This window comes from Pseudoclavibacter terrae (genome assembly GCF_008831075.1).
Classification (GTDB): Bacteria; Actinomycetota; Actinomycetes; order Actinomycetales; family Microbacteriaceae; genus Pseudoclavibacter; species Pseudoclavibacter terrae.
Map to the genome: position 1 here is coordinate 39,203 of NZ_WBJX01000004.1, position 17,924 is coordinate 57,126.

19 protein-coding genes are annotated in these 17,924 nt (G+C 68.7%); 10 read left to right on the forward strand and 9 right to left on the reverse strand.

Annotated features, from left to right (window positions below; all coding sequences use genetic code 11):
* Position 1: 1 nt before the first annotated feature.
* Entirely contained in the window at positions 2–616 is a 615-nt protein-coding gene (locus F8O03_RS12000) for a dTDP-4-dehydrorhamnose 3,5-epimerase family protein (RefSeq protein WP_068479667.1), read from the reverse strand.
* Between the two features lie 122 nt (positions 617–738).
* Between F8O03_RS12000 and F8O03_RS12005 the strand changes: the two genes are divergently transcribed.
* The 5 genes from F8O03_RS12005 (at position 739) to F8O03_RS12025 (ending at position 5,960) form a co-directional block, all read left to right on the forward strand.
* A complete protein-coding gene (locus F8O03_RS12005) occupies positions 739–1,680 on the forward strand; it encodes a glycosyltransferase (RefSeq protein WP_151424075.1) in 942 nt (313 codons plus the stop codon).
* A gap of 123 nt (positions 1,681–1,803) precedes the next feature.
* The gene (gene rfbB, locus F8O03_RS12010) at positions 1,804–2,787 is read left to right on the forward strand and encodes a dTDP-glucose 4,6-dehydratase (protein ID WP_104252240.1); all 984 of its coding nucleotides are present in this window, start codon (positions 1,804–1,806) and stop codon (positions 2,785–2,787) included.
* Positions 2,784–3,683 carry a dTDP-4-dehydrorhamnose reductase gene (gene rfbD / locus F8O03_RS12015; RefSeq protein ID WP_271984487.1) on the forward strand — a complete coding sequence of 300 codons (900 nt, stop codon included), beginning with the start codon at positions 2,784–2,786 and terminating at the stop codon, positions 3,681–3,683. Before rfbB ends, rfbD begins: the two co-directional genes overlap by 4 nt.
* Entirely contained in the window at positions 3,683–4,840 is a 1,158-nt protein-coding gene (locus tag F8O03_RS12020) for a glycosyltransferase family 4 protein (protein ID WP_151424076.1), read from the forward strand. The genes rfbD and F8O03_RS12020 overlap by 1 nt, the downstream gene beginning before the upstream one ends.
* 349 nt (positions 4,841–5,189) lie before the next feature.
* On the forward strand, positions 5,190–5,960 hold the full coding sequence (locus F8O03_RS12025; RefSeq protein WP_167516558.1) for an endonuclease domain-containing protein: 771 nt from the start codon (positions 5,190–5,192) through the stop codon (positions 5,958–5,960).
* Positions 5,961–6,230: 270 nt separating this feature from the next.
* Here F8O03_RS12025 and F8O03_RS12030 read toward each other — a convergent pair whose 3' ends face one another.
* The 3 genes from F8O03_RS12030 to F8O03_RS12040 all read right to left on the reverse strand — a co-directional run bounded on the left by F8O03_RS12030 (position 6,231) and on the right by F8O03_RS12040 (position 9,504).
* Positions 6,231–7,616 (reverse strand): LCP family protein, encoded by a 1,386-nt coding sequence (locus F8O03_RS12030; protein ID WP_151424078.1) that lies wholly within the window; start codon positions 7,614–7,616, stop codon positions 6,231–6,233.
* 59 nt (positions 7,617–7,675) lie between these two features.
* Positions 7,676–8,218: a 5-(carboxyamino)imidazole ribonucleotide mutase gene (purE, locus tag F8O03_RS12035; protein ID WP_151424079.1), complete on the reverse strand. Its 543-nt coding sequence runs from the start codon at positions 8,216–8,218 to the stop codon at positions 7,676–7,678.
* A gap of 83 nt (positions 8,219–8,301) precedes the next feature.
* Entirely contained in the window at positions 8,302–9,504 is a 1,203-nt protein-coding gene (locus F8O03_RS12040; protein ID WP_280115580.1) for a 5-(carboxyamino)imidazole ribonucleotide synthase, read from the reverse strand.
* A 163-nt stretch (positions 9,505–9,667) separates the two neighbouring features.
* Here F8O03_RS12040 and F8O03_RS12045 point away from each other — a divergent pair, with 163 nt between their 5' ends.
* Positions 9,668–10,297, forward strand: coding sequence for a GtrA family protein (locus tag F8O03_RS12045; protein WP_167516559.1), 630 nt, complete (start codon positions 9,668–9,670; stop codon positions 10,295–10,297).
* Positions 10,298–10,331: 34 nt separating this feature from the next.
* Here F8O03_RS12045 and F8O03_RS12050 read toward each other — a convergent pair whose 3' ends face one another.
* From F8O03_RS12050 to F8O03_RS18090, 3 genes are read right to left on the reverse strand one after another with little or no spacing between them, the layout of a single operon-like run.
* Positions 10,332–11,075 carry a PH domain-containing protein gene (locus F8O03_RS12050; protein WP_151424082.1) on the reverse strand — a complete coding sequence of 248 codons (744 nt, stop codon included), beginning with the start codon at positions 11,073–11,075 and terminating at the stop codon, positions 10,332–10,334.
* Complete coding sequence (locus F8O03_RS12055; RefSeq protein ID WP_167516560.1) at positions 11,075–11,947, reverse strand: biotin--[acetyl-CoA-carboxylase] ligase; 873 nt, start codon at positions 11,945–11,947, stop codon at positions 11,075–11,077. The genes F8O03_RS12050 and F8O03_RS12055 overlap by 1 nt, the downstream gene beginning before the upstream one ends.
* Entirely contained in the window at positions 11,944–12,387 is a 444-nt protein-coding gene (locus tag F8O03_RS18090; protein ID WP_167516561.1) for a hypothetical protein, read from the reverse strand. Before F8O03_RS18090 ends, F8O03_RS12055 begins: the two co-directional genes overlap by 4 nt.
* Before the next feature lie 110 nt (positions 12,388–12,497).
* On the opposite strand from F8O03_RS18090, the gene F8O03_RS12060 reads away from it, so the two are divergent.
* The 4 genes from F8O03_RS12060 to F8O03_RS12075 are packed head-to-tail and all read left to right on the forward strand — an operon-like array spanning position 12,498 to position 15,698.
* Positions 12,498–14,111 (forward strand): acyl-CoA carboxylase subunit beta, encoded by a 1,614-nt coding sequence (locus F8O03_RS12060; RefSeq protein WP_151424084.1) that lies wholly within the window; start codon positions 12,498–12,500, stop codon positions 14,109–14,111.
* Positions 14,108–14,353 carry an acyl-CoA carboxylase subunit epsilon gene (locus F8O03_RS12065; protein ID WP_244296236.1) on the forward strand — a complete coding sequence of 82 codons (246 nt, stop codon included), beginning with the start codon at positions 14,108–14,110 and terminating at the stop codon, positions 14,351–14,353. The genes F8O03_RS12060 and F8O03_RS12065 overlap by 4 nt, the downstream gene beginning before the upstream one ends.
* Before the next feature lie 9 nt (positions 14,354–14,362).
* On the forward strand, positions 14,363–15,109 hold the full coding sequence (locus F8O03_RS12070; RefSeq protein WP_151424085.1) for a hypothetical protein: 747 nt from the start codon (positions 14,363–14,365) through the stop codon (positions 15,107–15,109).
* A 55-nt stretch (positions 15,110–15,164) separates the two neighbouring features.
* Positions 15,165–15,698, forward strand: a complete 534-nt coding sequence (locus tag F8O03_RS12075) for a septum formation family protein (RefSeq protein ID WP_104252229.1) — start codon at positions 15,165–15,167, stop codon at positions 15,696–15,698.
* 102 nt (positions 15,699–15,800) lie between these two features.
* Here the strand turns inward: F8O03_RS12075 and F8O03_RS12080 are convergent, their stop codons facing one another.
* Positions 15,801–17,078 (reverse strand): class I SAM-dependent RNA methyltransferase, encoded by a 1,278-nt coding sequence (locus F8O03_RS12080; protein ID WP_208851865.1) that lies wholly within the window; start codon positions 17,076–17,078, stop codon positions 15,801–15,803.
* A 47-nt stretch (positions 17,079–17,125) separates the two neighbouring features.
* Entirely contained in the window at positions 17,126–17,782 is a 657-nt protein-coding gene (locus tag F8O03_RS12085; RefSeq protein ID WP_167516562.1) for a putative glycolipid-binding domain-containing protein, read from the reverse strand.
* Positions 17,783–17,924: the final 142 nt, after the last annotated feature.

Consider the following 17,924-nt stretch of genomic DNA (forward strand, 5'->3'; position numbering starts at 1 on the left):
GCTACGCACCCGCCTTCGCGCTGAGCTCCGCGTAGTAGGCGCGAGCCTCTTCCCAGCTGGGGAGGAGACCGGATGCGGCCGCCTCGGCGAGCGAGGGAGCATCCGTGTCCTTCGGGGAGAGCAGCAGCTCGCCGGCTTCCTCGGGGAAGCGCAGGTCGACGTCCTTGTCGAGCGGGTTGATGCCGTGCTCGCGCTCCGCGTGGTACGTGTCGGTGACGAGGTAGCTCACCGTCGCGTCGTCAGTCAGCGCGACGAACGCGTGGCCGAGGCCCTCGGAGAGGTAGATCGCCTTGCGATCGACGTCATCGAGACGGACCGAGTCCCACTCGCCGAACTTCGGCGACCCCGTGCGGATGTCGATGACGAAGTCGAGCACCGCACCACGCGTGCACGTCACGTACTTGGACTGGCTCGGCGGGATGTCCGCGAAGTGGATGCCCCTGACCACGCCACGCGTCGACACCGAGGTGTTCGCCTGCTTGAGGTCGATCGAGTGCCCGACAGCTTCTGCGAGCTTGTCGAAGCGGTACCACTCCAAGAACACGCCGCGGTCGTCGCCGAACTGCTTCGGCGTGATCTCGTAGCTGTCTGGGATGCTGAGTTCGCGAATCTCCATGCCGAGGAGTCTAGTGCGGTGCGTGCAGCGATCGCGCTCCGACGCACTCGGCCATACTTGGGGGCTGGCGAGCTGCCCGACCCGTGGTGCTCGCCGCACGCAAGAGAGAAAGAGGACGACGGATGCACACCAACGCCGAGTCGCGCACGCCGCCGCGCGTCGCCGTCCTCCTCGCGACGCACATGGGCAGGACCTACCTCGACGAGCAGCTCGACTCGATCCTCGACCAGGCAGGGGCCGACCTCCACGTGTTCGTGTCCGACGACGGATCGACCGACGGCACCCTCGAGCTGCTCGCCGAGCGCCAGGCCGCCGACGCGCGCATCACGATCCTGCCGCCGGAGACCTTCGGCGCCCCCGCCCCGAACTTCTTCCGTCTCCTGACGACGATCCCCATCGAGGAGTACGACTACGTCGGCTTCGCCGACCAGGACGACGTGTGGATGACAGGCAAGCTCGAACGACACATCCGCCTCCTCGCCGAGGGCCACGCCGACGGCATCTCCTCGAACGTGACCGCCTTCTCGGAGGACGGCACGCGCATCCTCATCAAGAAGGACTACCCCCAGCGCCTTGCCGACCACCTCTTCGAGACGCCAGGCCCCGGGTCGACGTTCCTCCTCACCAGGCGCTTCGCGCGACTCGTCGCCGAGCAGCTCGACAACCCCGACTCCCCCGCACGCGAGGCCTTCGCCCACGACTGGCTGATCTACGCCCTCGCGCGCGCCGCCGGCCTGCGCTGGATCATCGACGGCGAGTCGACGGTCGACTACCGCCAGCACGTCGCCAACGCCGTCGGCGCGAACACCGGCCTCTCCCAGGCCTGGAAGCGGCTCCGCCTCACCTCCAACCGCTGGCACCGCGGGCAGGTGCAGCTGACCGTCGAGGCGTGCATCCACGTCGCCTCCCCGGAAGAGCTGCCGAGGCTGCAGTGGCTGCACGAGATCCTCGTGGAGTTCACGTACCGGGACGCGCTGCGGCTCGTGCGACGCTGGCGTCAGCTGCGCCGCCGACCGCGCGATCGCGCCGCCCTCGCCACGCTCATCACCGCGCGACTGTGGTAGCACGTCGGAGGGCCGCGCTAGAGTAGCTCCGACCGCGCGCGGGTCGCACCGCGCCGCTCGAACCACACAACCATCGGCAAATTTCCATCGGCACAGCCCGGCCGACGATTGAACAGGACAGGTATGAAACTTCTCGTGACCGGCGGGGCCGGCTTCATCGGCTCGAACTTCGTGCGCCGCGCGCTCCAGGACCAGTACGAGGGCCTGGAAGGCGTCGAGGTCGTCGTCCTGGACAAGCTGACCTACTCGGGAAACCTCGAGAACCTCGCTCCCGTGTCCGACTCCGAGCGGTTCACGTTCGTCGAGGGTGACATCACCGACGACGTCGTGCTCGACGAGTGGATCCCGAAGGTGGATGCAGTCGTCCACTTCGCCGCCGAGTCGCACGTCGACCGCTCCGTGCGGGACGCGTCCGTGTTCATCGAGACGAACGTCGTCGGCACGCAAAAGCTGCTCGACGCCGCGCTTCGCCACGAGCTTCCCCGCTTCGTGCACGTCTCCACCGACGAGGTGTACGGCTCCATCGAAGAGGGAAGCTGGAGCGAGACGTTCCCGCTCGAGCCGAACTCGCCGTACTCGGCGTCGAAGGCATCCTCCGACCTCATCGCGCGCTCGTACCACCGCACGCACGGCCTCAACGTGTCGATCACGCGCTGCTCGAACAACTACGGCCCGTACCACTTCCCCGAGAAGGTCATCCCGCTGTTCGTCACGAACCTCATCGACGACAAGCACGTTCCCCTCTACGGCGAGGGCAACAACATCCGCGACTGGCTGCACGTCGACGACCACTGCCGCGGCATCGCGATGGTGCTCGTCGGCGGCAAGCCCGGCGAGATCTACAACATCGGCGGCGGCACCGAGCTCACGAACAAGGAGCTCACTCAGCTCCTGCTCGACGCGACCGGCAAGGACTGGTCGTACGTCGACCGCGTCCAGGACCGCCTCGGCCACGACCTGCGCTACTCGGTCGACATCTCGAAGATCCAGCGCGAGCTCGGCTACGAGCCGAAGGTTCCGTTCGAGCAGGGCCTGGCTGACGTGGTGCAGTGGTACCGCGACAACCGCACCTGGTGGGAGCCGCTGAAGGAGCGCGCAGCCCTGTGACCGATTCGACGTCTGTCCCCGCCGCGGCGGCCGCACCCGCGGCCGCCGCGCGGTTCCTGATCACGGGTGCATCCGGGATGCTCGGCCGTGACCTCCAGCGTGCCCTCGCGGGCCGGGACGTCACCGCCATGGATCGCGCCGCGCTCGACATCACCGACCCCGCGGCGGTCTCGGCCGCCGTGGCGGGGATGGACGTCGTCATCAACGCCGCCGCCTACACGAACGTGGACGGCGCGGAGACCGACGAGGACACCGCACACGCGGTGAACGCGACCGGCCCAGGCGTGCTCGCGGCCGCGTGCGCCGAGTCCGGCGCGAAGCTCGTGCACGTCTCCACCGACTACGTGTTCCGCGGCGACGCGACGTCCCCGTACGAGGAAGACGCCGACCACGACCCGATCTCCGCCTACGGGCGCACGAAAGCGGCGGGCGAGACGGCCGTGCGCGAGGCCCTGCCGAACGCCTCCTACATCGTGCGCACCGCCTGGCTCTACGGGGCCGACGGCCCGAACTTCGCGAAGACCATGGCCCGCCTCGCGGCCACCAAGCCCGAGGTGTCCGTCGTGTCCGACCAGCTCGGGCAGCCCACCTACTCGGCAGACCTCGCAGCGCAGATCGTCGCACTCGTCGACGCCGACGCACCCGCAGGCACCTACCACGGCACCAACGCGGGCATCGCATCCTGGTACGACTTCGCGCGCGAGATCTTCCGCCTCGCGGGCTTCGACCCCGCCAACGTGAAGGAGACGGACAGCACCGCGTTCGTGCGTCCAGCCCCACGACCCGCCTACTCCGTCCTCGGCCACGACGCCTGGGCGAGCGCGGGAGTTCCACCCATGCGGCCCTGGCTCGACGCGCTCGAAGACGCCGCCGCCCAAGGAGTCCTCAGAACCTGATGGTTACCCTTCGTGTCCTGCTCGATCGCGCCGCCGACGAGCGCCCAGGCGGAACCCGGCGTTACAGCGAGGAGCTCGGACGCCAGCTCATCGCGCGCGCGCCACGCGGCTGCGACGTCGAGGCGATCATCCCCAGGCGGTCGCGCGAAGAGGTGGCGCTGCTCGAGGAGCGGATCCCCGGGCTGACGAACGTCGTGCAGGCTCCGCTCCGTCCGGAGCGCCTCGAATCCTCCTGGTCTCGGGGACTGCTGACGAACTCCGTCGGCGGCGGCTTCATCCACAGCTTCACGCCCCTCGCGCCCATGCGAGACATCTCACTCAGCCAGGGCATCGATCAGACCGTCGTCACGTGGCATGACATGACCGCGTTCACCCACCCGGAGCTCATCAGCTCGCACACGGTCAAGCACCACAAGGCGCTGCTGCGCCGCGCGTTCCGCTACGCGAGCGGCATCGTCGTGCCGACCAACGCCGTCGCCGACCAGGTCATCGAGCACTACGACTTCGGCGACCGCGTGCGGGTCATGAGCCCCGCCGCGGCAGCGAGCATCCGCCTCCCCGAGTCCGAAGAGGCCGGCGATGCGATCGCCGAGACGCTCGGACTCCCCGACGACTACATCGTCACGCTCGCCTCGCTGCACAAGCGCCACGGCCTCGCGCAGCTCCTCAAGGCGCTCGGCGAGCGCAGCCTCGACGGCGTGAAGCTCGTCGTCGTCGGCCCGACCGAGCGCGGCGACGTCACCCTCGACTCGCTCATCAGCGAGTCCGGGGTCGCCAGCGAGCGCGTCGTCGCCGTCGGAGCCATCACCGACGAGCAGCTCGCCGTCGCGCTCCAGCGCGCCAGCGCGCTCGTCGTGCCCAGCCTCAGCGCCGGATTCGGCCTGCCCATCATCGAAGCCTTCAAGTTCGGCACCCCCGTCATCACCTCCGACGACCCCGCCCTCGTCGAGGTGGGGCTCGACGCGACCCTCGTCGTGGAGCGCGGCGACGGCATCGCCGACAGCGGCTACCCGGAACGACTTGCCGGTGCCATCGCGGGGGTCCTCGGTGACAGCGACCTCGAACGTCGACTGCGCCTCGCCGGCAAGGACCGCGGCGGCATGTTCTCGTGGGAGATCTCAGCCGACCAGGTCTGGAACTTCCACGCCGACCTGTAGCCGCGTCTCCGGCTGGAAACCTCTCCTCGTAGCGGGAAAGTTCCCCCAACGAAGTGACTTTGCCATCCCGAACTCGGTGACTGGGCATCGAATCCGCGACTGACGTCGACTCGCGCTGTGGATAACTTCGCCCCCACGTGCGGGCGCTCCCTACCCTGTCCGCATGACGACAGACCCACCGCTCCCGCCCTCACCGCCCGGCTCCGCCTTCACCACGGGTGAAGGGCTCCGTGCGGGCCTCAGCGCACGTGAAGTCTTCGGATCGGGCTACACGCGCCCGCACCACGGTATCCGAACGAGAGAGGAACCGGTCACCCCCGAAGCCATGGCGAGGGCATATCTACCGCGAATGCGCGCCTGGCAAGCCTTCGGCGACACGACCGCTGCGATCTTCTGGGGTCTACCGCTGCCGACTCGCCTGCTCACAAGCATGACGGTGCACATCGTCGTGCCAACCGGGAGGAACGCGCCGAAGGGGAAGAGACTCGCAGCCCGGCGCATCTCGCCAGACAAATGGGAACGCATCGAACACCTGGGCACGCCGCTGGCAAGTCCAGCGCTGACTTGGGCGCTTCTCGCGCGCATCCTGTCGACACAGGAACTCGTCACGATCGGGGACGCTCTTGTCTCCACATCGCGGAACTACCGTTCGCTCCGTCGACCGGACGATCCGAGTATTCCCAACAACGAATACACGAGCTCCCCTCCCCTCGCCTCACTCGAACAGCTCAGCGAAATGAGCAGCTGCTGGGGGCGAACCATCGGTGCGTCCCGACTCCGCCTGTCCCTGCCGTTGATCCGCGAGGGTGTCGAATCACCGAGAGAGACGGCGACGCGCCTTGCACTCCTCGCCGCAGGACTCCCCGAGCCGACGGTTGCGCACGAGGTCTTCCACGCAGGCCGTTTCCTCGGGCGCGTCGACCTCGCCTACCCGGAGCTCAGGATCGCCATCGAGTACGACGGCAAGCACCACTGGACCGAGGAACAGGCGCTCAAGGACATCGCGCGAATCAACCGGATCCAGCAGACCGGTTGGCTCGTTATCCGAGTGACCCGCAAGCAGCTCTCGAACCCTGCGGAGTTTCTCGCGCAGGTGCGCACGGCAATGACCCGCGCGTAAGACGGAGGGTTCGCTTCGGGATGGGGAAATCACCTCGTGCCGGAAAACTTCCGACAAGACAGAGAACTTTCCATCCCGAAAGATGTCGAACCGATCCCGGACAGGACAACGCCCCGCTTCGGGATGGGGAAATCACCTCGTGCCGGAAAACTTCCCGCGAAACAGGGAGCTTTCCATCCCGAGACAACGAGGGGGCGATCCGGGGCGCGACGGGCGCGAGCGCGGGCGGCGAGCGCGGGCGGCGAACGCGGGTGGCGCGGGCGGGCCGCGCTACTCGGCGGGGGCGGTTTCCTCGGGGGCCGGCACCTCGGGCGGGTCGGATGCGATCGCGTCCTGGACGGCGACGTGGACGGCTGGGATGTCCGGGTTGCCCTGGTCGAAGTTCGGCGGCACGATGTCGAGGCGGACGCTGTTGCCGCTTCGGGACTTCAGGAGGAGGTCGCCGACGTACCCGATCATGCCCTCGGGGATGTCGGTCTGCACCACCTTCTCGAGCGCATCCGTGACGGGGCCGATCTTGCCGAGCAGGTTGCTGGGGGTCATGGTCGCGACCATCGCCTCCTGCAGCTGTCGCTGGCGTTCCATGCGCGCGAAGTCGGTGGTCTCGTAGCGGGAGCGGGCGTACCAGAGCGCGGTGGAGCCATCCATGTGCTGCTGCCCCACCTCGATGAACTCCGTCGCGGGCGCCCATCCGGGCGAGCCGTCATCGTTGATGCCGATGCCGACGCGTTCGGTCACGTTGATGTCGACGCCGCCGAGGGCATCGATGAGCTCCGTGAAGCCCGCCATGTCGACGAGCACGTAGTACTGGATGCTCAGTCCGGTGATGCCTTCGACGGCGTCGCGCATCGCCTCGATGCCGGGCTCTGAGCCCTTCTCGGCGGCGTCGGCGTAGCTGCCGCTCTCGGAGATCGTGGCCTCGGTGTAGACGGAGTTGAGGTAGCAGACGTCGACGGCGCAGCCCTCGTAGAGATTCGGGTAGAGGTCCTGCATCGGCCCCTCGGAGAAGGGGAAGCTCTCCATGGCTCGCGGCAGTCCGATGGTCGTGAGCTTGCCGGTGAACGCGTTGAAGCTCATGACGCTGATGGAGTCGGGGCGGAGCCCTTCGCGGTCGTCGCCGCGGTCGCCGCCGAGCATCATGATATTGAGCTGGCCGTCTGCGGGCAGCTGGATGCCGTTGGAGGCGCCGCCGAAGAGTCCTTCGATGGCGGACCTGCCCTGGTTGGCGACCTGCGAGGTCACCGCCGCGAAGACGAGCGGCACGGCGACGAGCACGACGCCGACGATGGCGATGAGGGGGCGCGCGACCTGTTCGAGCTTGATGATGCGCACGAGCCGCAAAGCGTCCAGTCCGCTCACCACCCACATGGCGATGTAGAAGAGCAGCATGAGGTGCGCGATCGTGATGCCGAGCGTTGTCGAGAAGACGAAGAGCAGGGGCCCGCGGAGCACGAAGGCGAGGAGGACGACCACGAGGATCGCGGCGATGCCGCCGAGCCAGATGGACAGCATGAAGCGCCCGAACTTGCGGTTCCCGGCGAGCACCTGCGCCGTTCCGGGCAGGAAGAAGTTCGCGACGAGCAGCCACCAGGCGCGCCTGGTCATGAGCTGCGGCGAGCTGGCGTCCGGGTACCGGAGCGGGAGGGTGAGTGTCATGGGGTCCTGCGGTCGAGGAGCGTGGAGGCGTGCGGCGGGTCTGGCCGGTGACGGCTTGGCTAGAGCGACTGCTTGAGGGCGTCGTTCTTGGCTTCGACGGCGTCGCGCAGTCCGTCACTGTAGTCGGCGAGTCTGGCCGCGAGCGCCTGATCGCCTGTGGCGAGGATGCGTGCGGCGAGGATTCCCGCGTTCTTGGCGCCGCCGATGGAGACCGTGGCGACGGGGATGCCTGCTGGCATCTGCACGATCGAGAGGAGCGAGTCCATGCCGTCGAGGTACTTGAGCGGCACGGGGACGCCGATGACGGGGAGCGTCGTGAGGGATGCGACCATGCCGGGGAGGTGCGCGGCACCACCGGCTCCGGCGATGATGACGCGAATGCCTCGGTCGCGCGCTTCGCGGCTGTAGCTGACGAGCTTCTCCGGGGTGCGGTGTGCGGAGACCACTTCGACCTCGGCAGGAACGCCGAATTCTGCGAGCACGTCGCGGGCTTCGTGCATGACGCGCCAGTCGCTGTCGCTGCCCATGATGATGCCGACGAGTGGCGCCTGCTGGGAGGCTTCGTCTGTGGGCGCTGGCGATGCGGTGGGGTTCTCGCTCATGCGTGCAAGCGTAGACGCGGGTTCGCTGGGCGCCGCTGAGGCGTGCCGGTGGGGCTGGGCCTCCGGGCGCGCCCGGTCACGGGTCAGACGGTGCTGTCGTCGTCGAAGGCGGCCGCTGCCGCGCGAGCGCGGTAGGCGACGTCGTCGAGTTCCGGACCGGCGACGGTCACGTGTCCGACCTTGCGCCCGGGGCGCGCGGACTTGCCGTAGCTGTGGATCTTCGCGTCGGGATGCGCGTGCATGGCCCGCTCGTAGCGGTCGCCGTAGCTGCCTTCTTGCGGGCCGCCGAGCACGTTGACCATGACGGCGTGGGGTGCGGTCATGCCGGTGTCGCCGAGAGGGAGGTCGAGGACTGCGCGGAGGTGCTGTTCGAACTGGCTCGTCGTGGATCCGTCGATCGTCCAGTGCCCTGAGTTGTGGGGGCGCATGGCGAGCTCGTTGACGAGGATGCGCTGGTCGGTGGTCTCGAAGAGCTCGACCGCGAGCACGCCGGTGACGTCGAGGCCGAGGGCGACGGACTGGGCGATGGTCGCGGCGACGTAGCCGAGGCGGTCGTCTGCTCCTTCTGCGCCAGGCGCCGGGGCGAGGACCTCGGCGCACACGCCGTCCCGTTGCACGGTCTCGACGATGGGCCAGAGGGCGATCTCGCCGGAGGGACGGCGGGCGACGAGCTGCGCGAGCTCGCGGCGGAAGTCGACTCGCTCTTCGACGAGGAGCGGCTCGCCTGCTTCGAACCAGTCGGCGCCCTCAGCGCCGGAGCGCACGATGCGCACGCCCTTGCCGTCGTACCCGCCGCGCGGCGTCTTGAGCACCGCGACGCCGCCGTTGGCGTCGATGAATGCCTGCAGCTCGGCCTCGTCTCGCACCTCGGCCCACTCGGGGATGGGGATGCCGAGTTCCGCGAGTCGTCGGCGCATGAGCAGCTTGTCCTGCGCGTACTGGAGGGCGTGGGGTCCGGGACGCACGGCGACACCCGCGTCGACCAGCCCGCGGAGCACGTCCTGCGGGACGTGCTCGTGGTCGAAGGTGACAACATCCACGCCGCGAGCGAACGCGAGCACCTCTTCGAGCACGTGCATGTCGCCGACCTCGGTGACCGCCCGATCTGCGCTCTCGCCGCGGCCGGCGGCGAAGACCCGCAGGTCGATATCCAGCTCGATAGCGGGCGGGAGCATCATTCGCGCGAGCTGCCCTGCTCCGATGACGCCGACGACCTGACCCATGGTTCGCTCCGTTCGAGAGTGTGCCGGCAGTCTGCTGCCGTGAAGGAGTCTGTGTGCCCGCATCGAATTCGACGTGAGGGGACTTCTCCCCGCCTGCGGTGCTGTGGCAATCTCGTGCCTGTGCTCTGACGTGTCTATACTCCGACGAGGGTCACAACTCCCCGACAGTTTATCCTGCTTGCGGCGGCATCATCCCCGCAAGTGCCCCACGATGGAGGTCGAGCGCTTGACCAATCGCTCCCACAAGCACGCAGAGCCGCATCACTCTGAGCCTGAGGATTTCGTCGGCTTCGTCGCTGCTGAGACGGCCGAATTCGATCTTCCCGCTCAGCGCACCTCGAGGTCGCTCTGGGGCCGCGTCGCCAACGTGTTCCGGCGCATCGCCGCGTCCAAGGGCATGATGGCGCAGCTCATCAACTTCGGTCTCGTCGGCGGGGTCGGCTTCATCGTCGACACGGGCCTCTTCAATGTCCTCATGCTGACCGTGCTCAATCCGAGCGAGGTCGCGCACGGGGCGCTCTGGGCGAAGGTCATCTCGACGTGCGCCGCGATCGTGACGAACTGGATCGGCAACCGCATCTGGACGTTCCGCCAGCACAAGCGGCAGGACAACTTCCGCGAGGCGATCGAGTTCTTCGGCGTCAGCCTCGTGGGGCTCGGCATCGGTCTTCTGCCGATCTGGTTCACGAACGCCGTGCTCGACAACCACTCGCTGGTGGCCTACAACATCGCGAACCTCGTTGGCATCGGCCTCGGTGCGATCTTCCGCTTCATCCTCTACCGCTTCTGGGTGTTCTCCCCGAAGCGCGTTGCCGAGATGCAGGAGAAGGACGGCTCAGACGTCGCGACCAGCTGACGCTGGCCCGCTGCCAAGCACCGACGTCTCTGCTCTAGGGCCCGCTGAGCTCCCGGATGCACGCGGCGACCGAGTTCGCGCTGGGGACGTCGACGAGCCGCAGCCGTTGCCCCGACACCGAGGTGATGACGATCGTTCCCGAGCGGAACATCGCCTGCCACAGGTTGCGCCGGACGGTGACGTCGACGATGGCGTTCATGGGGATCTCGCGGTTCTCGCTCGTCAGCGTGCCGTGGGAGAGCACGACCCGGTGCGTGGTGATGCGGTTGCGGGCCTGGAGCCACATGACGACGGGAACGATCCCGAGCAGGACGATCGCGGCGAGCGAGACGAGCAGCCAGGCATGGCGTGCCCCGATGGTGGCCTCCTGCAGGGCGCCCAGGTTGTAGCCGGCGGCGCCGAAGCCGGCGATGAGGATCAGCGAGGGCAGCAGGAGGCGGCGCCCGTGTCTGCGGACCCGCATGACCGTCCGCTCGGGCAGGCGCATGCCGAGCGGCTCGTAGTGCCGCTGCGGGCCGCTGTCTGGCTGGGCGTATCCGTCGTACTGCTGGTTGCCGTACTGCTGGCTGCCGTACTGCTGGCTGGGGTCGCCGTGCTGCGGGTACTGCGTGTACGAGTGGGCTACCTGCTGCTGGGCGGGCTGGCTCGGGTACTGGTTCGGGTACTGTCCGGGCGCAGGCTGCCCCGGGTACTGCTGGAAGCTCGGCTGCGCGCTGGCGGGGGCACCGAAGATCTGGTCCCAGGACTGCTCGCTCGGGTGCGGTGGGCGGCCGCGCATCAGGCCCCGTTCTCGGGGCGCACCCGTTCGACGTCGCCCGCTGCGACGGCTCTCGTCTCGCCGTCGTCACCGCGGATCACGAGGTGCCCGTCTGGTGTGAGCTCGGTGGCGAATCCGTGCAGCACCTCGCCCGAGGGGAGGGTTGCGGCGACTCGCGCTCGGAGGGTGGAGCAGGCGTCGCTCAGCTCGCCGTGCGCGCCGCTCGCGACGGCGTCTCCTCGTGCTGCACGAAGCGCGTCGAGGCGCGCCACGAACTCGGCGAGGTAGGCGGGGAGCAGTTCGGCGGGATGCGCGGGGAGCATGCCGCTGAGGCCGAGCGAGGTCGCGTGCGGGGTGGGGAGCTCGTCGGCCTGCAGCGTGATGTTGACGCCGGTGCCGACGACGCAGGAGAGCTCACCGTCACGAGTGCCGAGGACTCGGCCGAGGATTCCGGCGACCTTGCCGCCGTCGATCTGCACGTCGTTCGGCCATTTGATCTCGACGCGGGCCGCCTGCTCGTCTGGCCGGAAGCCCGGTGCTGGTGGTGAGAGCTCGAGGATCGCGCTGCGGAGGGCGAGGCCTGCGATGAGCGGCAGCCAGCCCAGGATGCGGGGAGCGGTCTCGTCGTCGGTGAGGCGCACGAGCGTCGACGCGGCGAGGCACTTGCCTCGTGGGGAGATCCATTCGCGCCCGTGCCGTCCGACGCCCGCGGTCTGCGCGTAGGTGACCAGCGTGCTGAGGGCCGGGTTCTGGCTGGCTTCTCCTCCGGTGCGCTCCCAGATGTCGGCGAGCACGTCGTTGGTCGAGGTCGCTTCCGGCACGGAGATGAGGCGGAGCTCGGTGCCGGCCGCCCGCCCCCCGAGGAGGAACTGGGTGATGGCGGGGGCGGTCACTGGGCACCCGCGATCGCCGAGCCGATGAAGGAGAGGTACACGAACGTCATCACGACGGAGGCGAGGACGGCGACGAAGAGCGTGACGAGCGCGGTGATGGCGAGCGCCTTCGAGCGTCGCTTCTGCCAGAGGGCGACGATCGCGAGCACGAACGCGACCGCCGCGATGGAGAGCGCGAGCGCGATGTTGAGCACGGGAACGGGGATGAACGCGAGCACCAGAGCGAGGACGGCGACGCCGAGCGCCCACATCCCCCAGATGCTGCGCCGCGATTCCGGAGCAGCCGCCGGCTTGTCGCCGCGCGCGCTCGCGTCGTACGGGGTGACGGGGGCGCTCGGCGGCAGCATGCACTGCTGCGCCTGCGCATCCGGTGCGAGCGGTACTACCTCGGCGCCCGGTCGAGGCGCGGCCTCGTTCGGTGCACCAGTGCCCTGAGTCATGCCGTCAACCTCTCGAATGTCGTACGTCGCGCGTGTCTCGTGCACGCCGCCGGGCACTCAGGCTAACCCGTACGGCCGCATGTGAGCCGTTGCCCGGTAAAGTAGCGCGGGTGAACTCCGCACCACTTGACTCCGCAGCGTCCGGCCCGACTCCCACGAGCACGGCCGACAAGATCGCCGACCTCAGGGCCCGCCACGCGGAAGCGGTGACGCAGGCGGAGGAGGTCTCCGCGGCGAAGCAGCACGCGAAGGGCAAGAAGACCGCCCGCGAGCGCATCCTCGAACTCCTCGACCCGGGTTCGTTCGTCGAGCTGGACGAGTACGTGCGTCACCGGACGACGGCGTTCGGCATGGATGCGCGCCGCCCGTACGGGGACGCGGTCATCACGGGCACCGGCACGATCCACGGTCGCGGAGTGGCGGTGTACTCGCAGGACTTCACGACGTTCGGCGGCTCGCTCGGCGAAGTCGCGGGCGAGAAGATCATCAAGATCATGGACCACGCCATGAAGGTGGGGGTGCCGATCATCGGCATGCTCGACTCGGGCGGGGCTCGCATCCAGGAGGGTGTCGTCGCGCTCGGGAAGTACGGCGAGATCTTCCGCCGGAACACGCAGGCCTCCGGCGTCATCCCGCAGATCTCCATCGTCATGGGTCCAGCTGCTGGCGGGGCCGTCTACTCCCCAGCGCTCACGGACTTCGTCATCATGGTCGACAAGACGAGCCACATGTTCGTGACGGGGCCAGACGTCATCAAGACGGTGACGGGCGAGGAGGTCGGCTTCGAGGAGCTGGGCGGCGCGCTCGCGCACAACCGCACCTCGGGCGTCTCCCACTACCTGGCGGCGGATGAGGACGACGCGCTCGACTACGCGCGCCAGCTCCTCTCGTTCCTCCCTGACAACAACCAGGCGGAGCTGCCGAGCTACGACATCAAGACGGAGCTCGAGGTCACGGATCTCGACAAGAAGCTGAACACCGTCATCCCCGACTCCCCGAACCAGCCGTACGACGTGAAGCAGGTCATCGAGCTCATCGTCGACGACGGCGACTTCCTCGAGGTGCAGCCGCTGTTCGCGCCGAACATCATCATCGGGTTCGCTCGCGTCGACGGCACTTCGGTGGGCATCGTCGCGAACCAGCCGAACGCCATGGCGGGCACCCTCAACATCGAGGCCGGCGAGAAGGCCTCCAGGTTCGTCCGCTTCTGCGACGCGTTCTCCATCCCCATCCTCACGCTCGTGGATGTGCCCGGCTACCTGCCAGGCACCGACCAGGAGTGGTCTGGCGTCATCCGCCGCGGTGCGAAGCTGCTCTACGCGTATGCGGAGGCGACCGTGCCGCTGGTGACCGTCATCCTGCGCAAGGCCTACGGCGGCGCGTACATCGTCATGGGGTCGAAGCAGCTCGGCGCCGACCTGAACTTCGCGTGGCCGACGGCCGAGATCGCGGTCATGGGCGGCCAGGGGGCCGTGAACATCCTCTACCGCGGCGAGATCAAGCGTGCCGAGGAGGCCGGGGAGGACGTGGCCGCCGTGCGCACGCGCCTCGCGAACGAGTACACGTACAACGTGGCGTCGCCCTTCCTCGCGGCGGAGCGCGGCGAGCTCGACTCGGTCATCGAGCCCGCGTCGACCCGCGTGATCGTCGCGAAGGCGTTGCGCACGCTGCGCACGAAGCGCGCTTCGCTGCCACCCAAGAAGCATGGGAACATCCCGCTGTGAGCCAGGAGCAGATCCCCTCGCACGTCGGCCTCGAGCACATCGTGCGCACGGTCAGCGGCAATCCGAGCGAGGACGAGCTCGCCGCGGCGACGCTTGTGCTCGCGTCGATGATCGAGTCAGCGCAGGACCTCGACCGGCCGCGTGACATCGTCAGGCGGCGCACGACGTGGGAGCTCTCCCAGCGCGGGATGCGGGGCGGCGGCTCCGCGAGCGACCCGTTCGGCGGCTCCTACCGGAGCTGATCCTGCCGCATGCGAACCGAGCGATCGTCTGGCGGGTTCCTGTTCGCCGTCGTCGCCGTGCTTGCCGTGGTGCTGGTCTTCGCGACCCCTGCCGGAGTGCCCTCCAACGGTGAGGGTGGCGCGACGGCAGCGGAGCCGTGGAGCGCTGAGGGCGTCCGCGAGTGGTTCGAGGTCAACGTCTTCGGGACGCAGAGCCGTTTCGAACCGGTCGTCGTCGCGCCGGAGGATGCGCAGAGCTCGTCGCTGAGCTACCCGCCGCTCGTCACGGCCCCGCTCGGTCCGTGGCCGGAGGGGGACGCTGGCATCGACGCGTTCATCGCGGCATCCGGTGTTCCTGCGACCTGGGCCGCCGATGGCGAGACGGCCTGCCCCGAGGAGGCGCAGGCCTGCACGAAGCAATCGTGGTGCGAGGGCAGCGGCTGCCCGGTCGAGCCTCCGACGGCCAGCATCCATCTGCGCGCGGATGATGCGACGCTGTTCCCGACGATCACCGACGTGGGCGCGTCGGTCCTGATCCATGAGCTGGGCCACGCACAGCAGGCGTACGTCTTCCCGAATCCGGACGAGATGATCCGCGTGCTCGAAGAGGAAGGCTACGGGCAGTTCTCCGGGCGCGACGGCAGCGCCGTCCCCGCGGTCGAGGGGCACGCCGAGTGCTACACGCAGGCGCTCATCGCGAGCTCAGCGTATTTCGCGGACTGCCCGGTCGATCGCAAGGAGCGCGCCGTTGAGCTGCTTCTCGAGAAGCGGTCCTGAGAAGCCCGCTTTGTCGCTACAGTGAGCGAAAACCACCGAACCTCCAGGGGAGATCATGGCGAAGACCAGCGTCACATCAGCACTCGCGATCGGGGCTCTCGCGCTCCTCGGATTCGGCCTCAGCGGCTGCTCCGCGGCCCAGGAGATCGCGGACTCGGTCGAGGGCGAGCTCTCCGGCGGGGAGAGCGAGGTCCGCGACGGTGAGACGCAGGAGGTCACCGAGTCGGGTGACCTCGACGTCTTCAAGCTCGCGATGGGTGACTGCTTCAACGACGCCGGCAGCACCATGGTCAGCGAGATCCCGGTCGTTCCGTGCTCGGAGCCGCACGACTACGAGGTGTACTTCGAGGTCGAGATGCCCGCGGGCGACTACCCGGGTGACGAAGCGATCAGCGCGCAGGCGGAAGGCGACTGCACGGCGCAGTTCGCGACCTTCGTCGGGCTTCCCTATGAGGAGAGCGCGCTGAACTTCAGCTACCTCACGCCCACGCAGCAGAGCTGGGATGATGCCGATGACCGCCTCATCCAGTGCATCGTCACCGACGAGGCCGCGCAGACGACGGGCAGCCTCGCTGGCGCGGCGCGCTGAGACCCTCTGGTCTCGTCGTTCGACGAAGACCGTGCGACGAACGCCGGGTGCCTCGCGGATGCGAGTGCCCGGCGTTCTTCGCGTGCGGCGACGTCGTTCGGGTCAGGCTCGCACGAATCGCGCGATCGTCTCGAAGTGGTGGGTGTTCGGGAAGAGGTCGTAGGCGCGCATCCACTCGAGTGCGTAGCCGTGCGCGAGCAGGAGCCCCGTGTCGCGGGCGAGGGCGACTGGATCGCAGGCGACGTAGATGAGCTGGGCTGGCGTGAAGCCGACGATGCGGTCGACGACGTCTTTTCCTGCACCCGAGCGGGGTGGGTCGAGGATGACGGTGCCGCGGCTGATGCCTTCCCGGTCGAGGTGCGTGGCGTCACGTTCGAGGTGCTTGAGGTACTGGTCGACGCGTGCCGTCACGGCGCTCGCGCCGCGCCATTCGGCGAGGTTCGCTGCAGCGTGGCCGGTGGCCGCCGCGTTCGACTCGACGGTCTCGATGAACGCGCCTGGTCCCGCTTCCTGCGCGAAGGCCGCGGCGAGGAGGCCGACGCCCCCGTAGAGGTCGAGGTTCACGGCCTCCGCGTCGACTAGCGCAGGGTCGAGCGCGTCCGCGACGGCGTTGGAGAGGGTCTCGGCGGCGAGTCGGTGCACCTGCCAGAACCCGTCTTCGTCGACCCGGTACTCGCGCCCGTTGACGACTTCTGTGACCACGCCCGGCTTGCGACCGTGGGCACCATCGAGGATGGTGCGCATGCGCGTGTCGAGCTCCGCCGGCGCGACGAGTTCGATGCGCCCGGTTCCAGCGAGGCGCTCGCCGAGGGGAGCCAGCTCCTCGATGTCGCCGTGCGCGAGCGGCAGCGTCTCGGTCTCGATGACGCGGTGCGAACGAGCGGCGTACGGGCCGACGCGGCCGTCCTTGTCGACGTGCAGGGTCACGCGGGTGCGCCACCGGGTGCCACCGTTCTCGTCGTCGCCGAGCAGCGGTTCGACGACGCCCTGCCATTCGTGCCCGGCGAAGCGCGCCATGGATTCGCTGAGCACCTGCGCTTTGAGCTCCCGCTGCCGGGCGAGGCGGATGTGTCCGAGCTCGGCACCGCCAGCCCGGTCCTCCGGAGCTCGCTCGATGCTCGCCTCCTGCCAGACGTGCGCCTGACGGTCAGCGGATGCGCGCAGCACGTCGGTCGCGACGGCCCGAGCGAACGACTTCCGCACCTCGGTGATTCGCGCCCGCACCCGCTCCCCCGGCACGGCGTCGGCGACGAACACGACGCGACCCTCGTGGCGAGCCACGAAGATGCCACCGTGCGCGATGTCGCCGACTTCGAGTTCGACCTCGTCGCCTGGGGTGATCTCCGCCGAAAGGTGCTGGGTCGTGCCGTCCTGGGTCATGCGCTCGAGCCTAGCCGGGTGCGTGCATCCCACCCTCCGGGTGAGGGTCAGAGGCGGGCGAAGAGACCGGGGTAGGTGAGGACGAAGGCCTGCTCGTCGGTCGTGATCTCGCGCTCGAAGGAGCCGTCGACGGCCTGGAAGAGGTAGCGGGTGCGGCCGAGACGACGGTAGCGCTGGCGGTCGAGGAAGACGGCGAACGTCTCGGTGTCGATGTAGGCGACCTCGATCTCGCGCTGCTCACCGACCTCGAGGCCGAGCCTGCGCATGGGAAGCGTGTTGGTGAGCGGAGTCGCGCGGATGTCCACATCCAGCGCCCCGCTCAACTCGGGGGCGGGGCGGTCGCCGACTCGCCAGTCGCCGCGGCCGTTGGACGTGACCGTGAGGCTCTCACCGGAGCGGGGGCGACGGAGGGAGACGAGTCGGGTGCGCAGCACCGGGTCCGTCTCGAGCAGATACTCGAGCTCCGGATCCTGCGCCGGGTCGGGTGCGCCGGCGACGGGCGCTGAGATTCGGGAGTTCGCCGTGAGAGCTCCGACGGCGTTCTCGACGACGCTCGCGGATTCCACATGCCCAGTCGCCTCGGCAACCCAGGCGAGCGTGGCGGGAGCCGAGACGGCCTCGACGCCTGGCGCATCCCACACCACCGATGAGCGGGAGAACCTGGTCTGCCTCGGAGCACGGTACCGCGATTCGAGACGGGTCACCCGACGCCCCTCCCCTCGGAATCTGGGCGCTGGGCCGAACTGCGGAGCCTGATGAGCATGCGACAGATCGTATGCAAGCGGCCTTGGCGCACTCTGGCAGCAGCTGGCGCGTTGGCTGACCGCGCCCTGACCGGCAGCATCG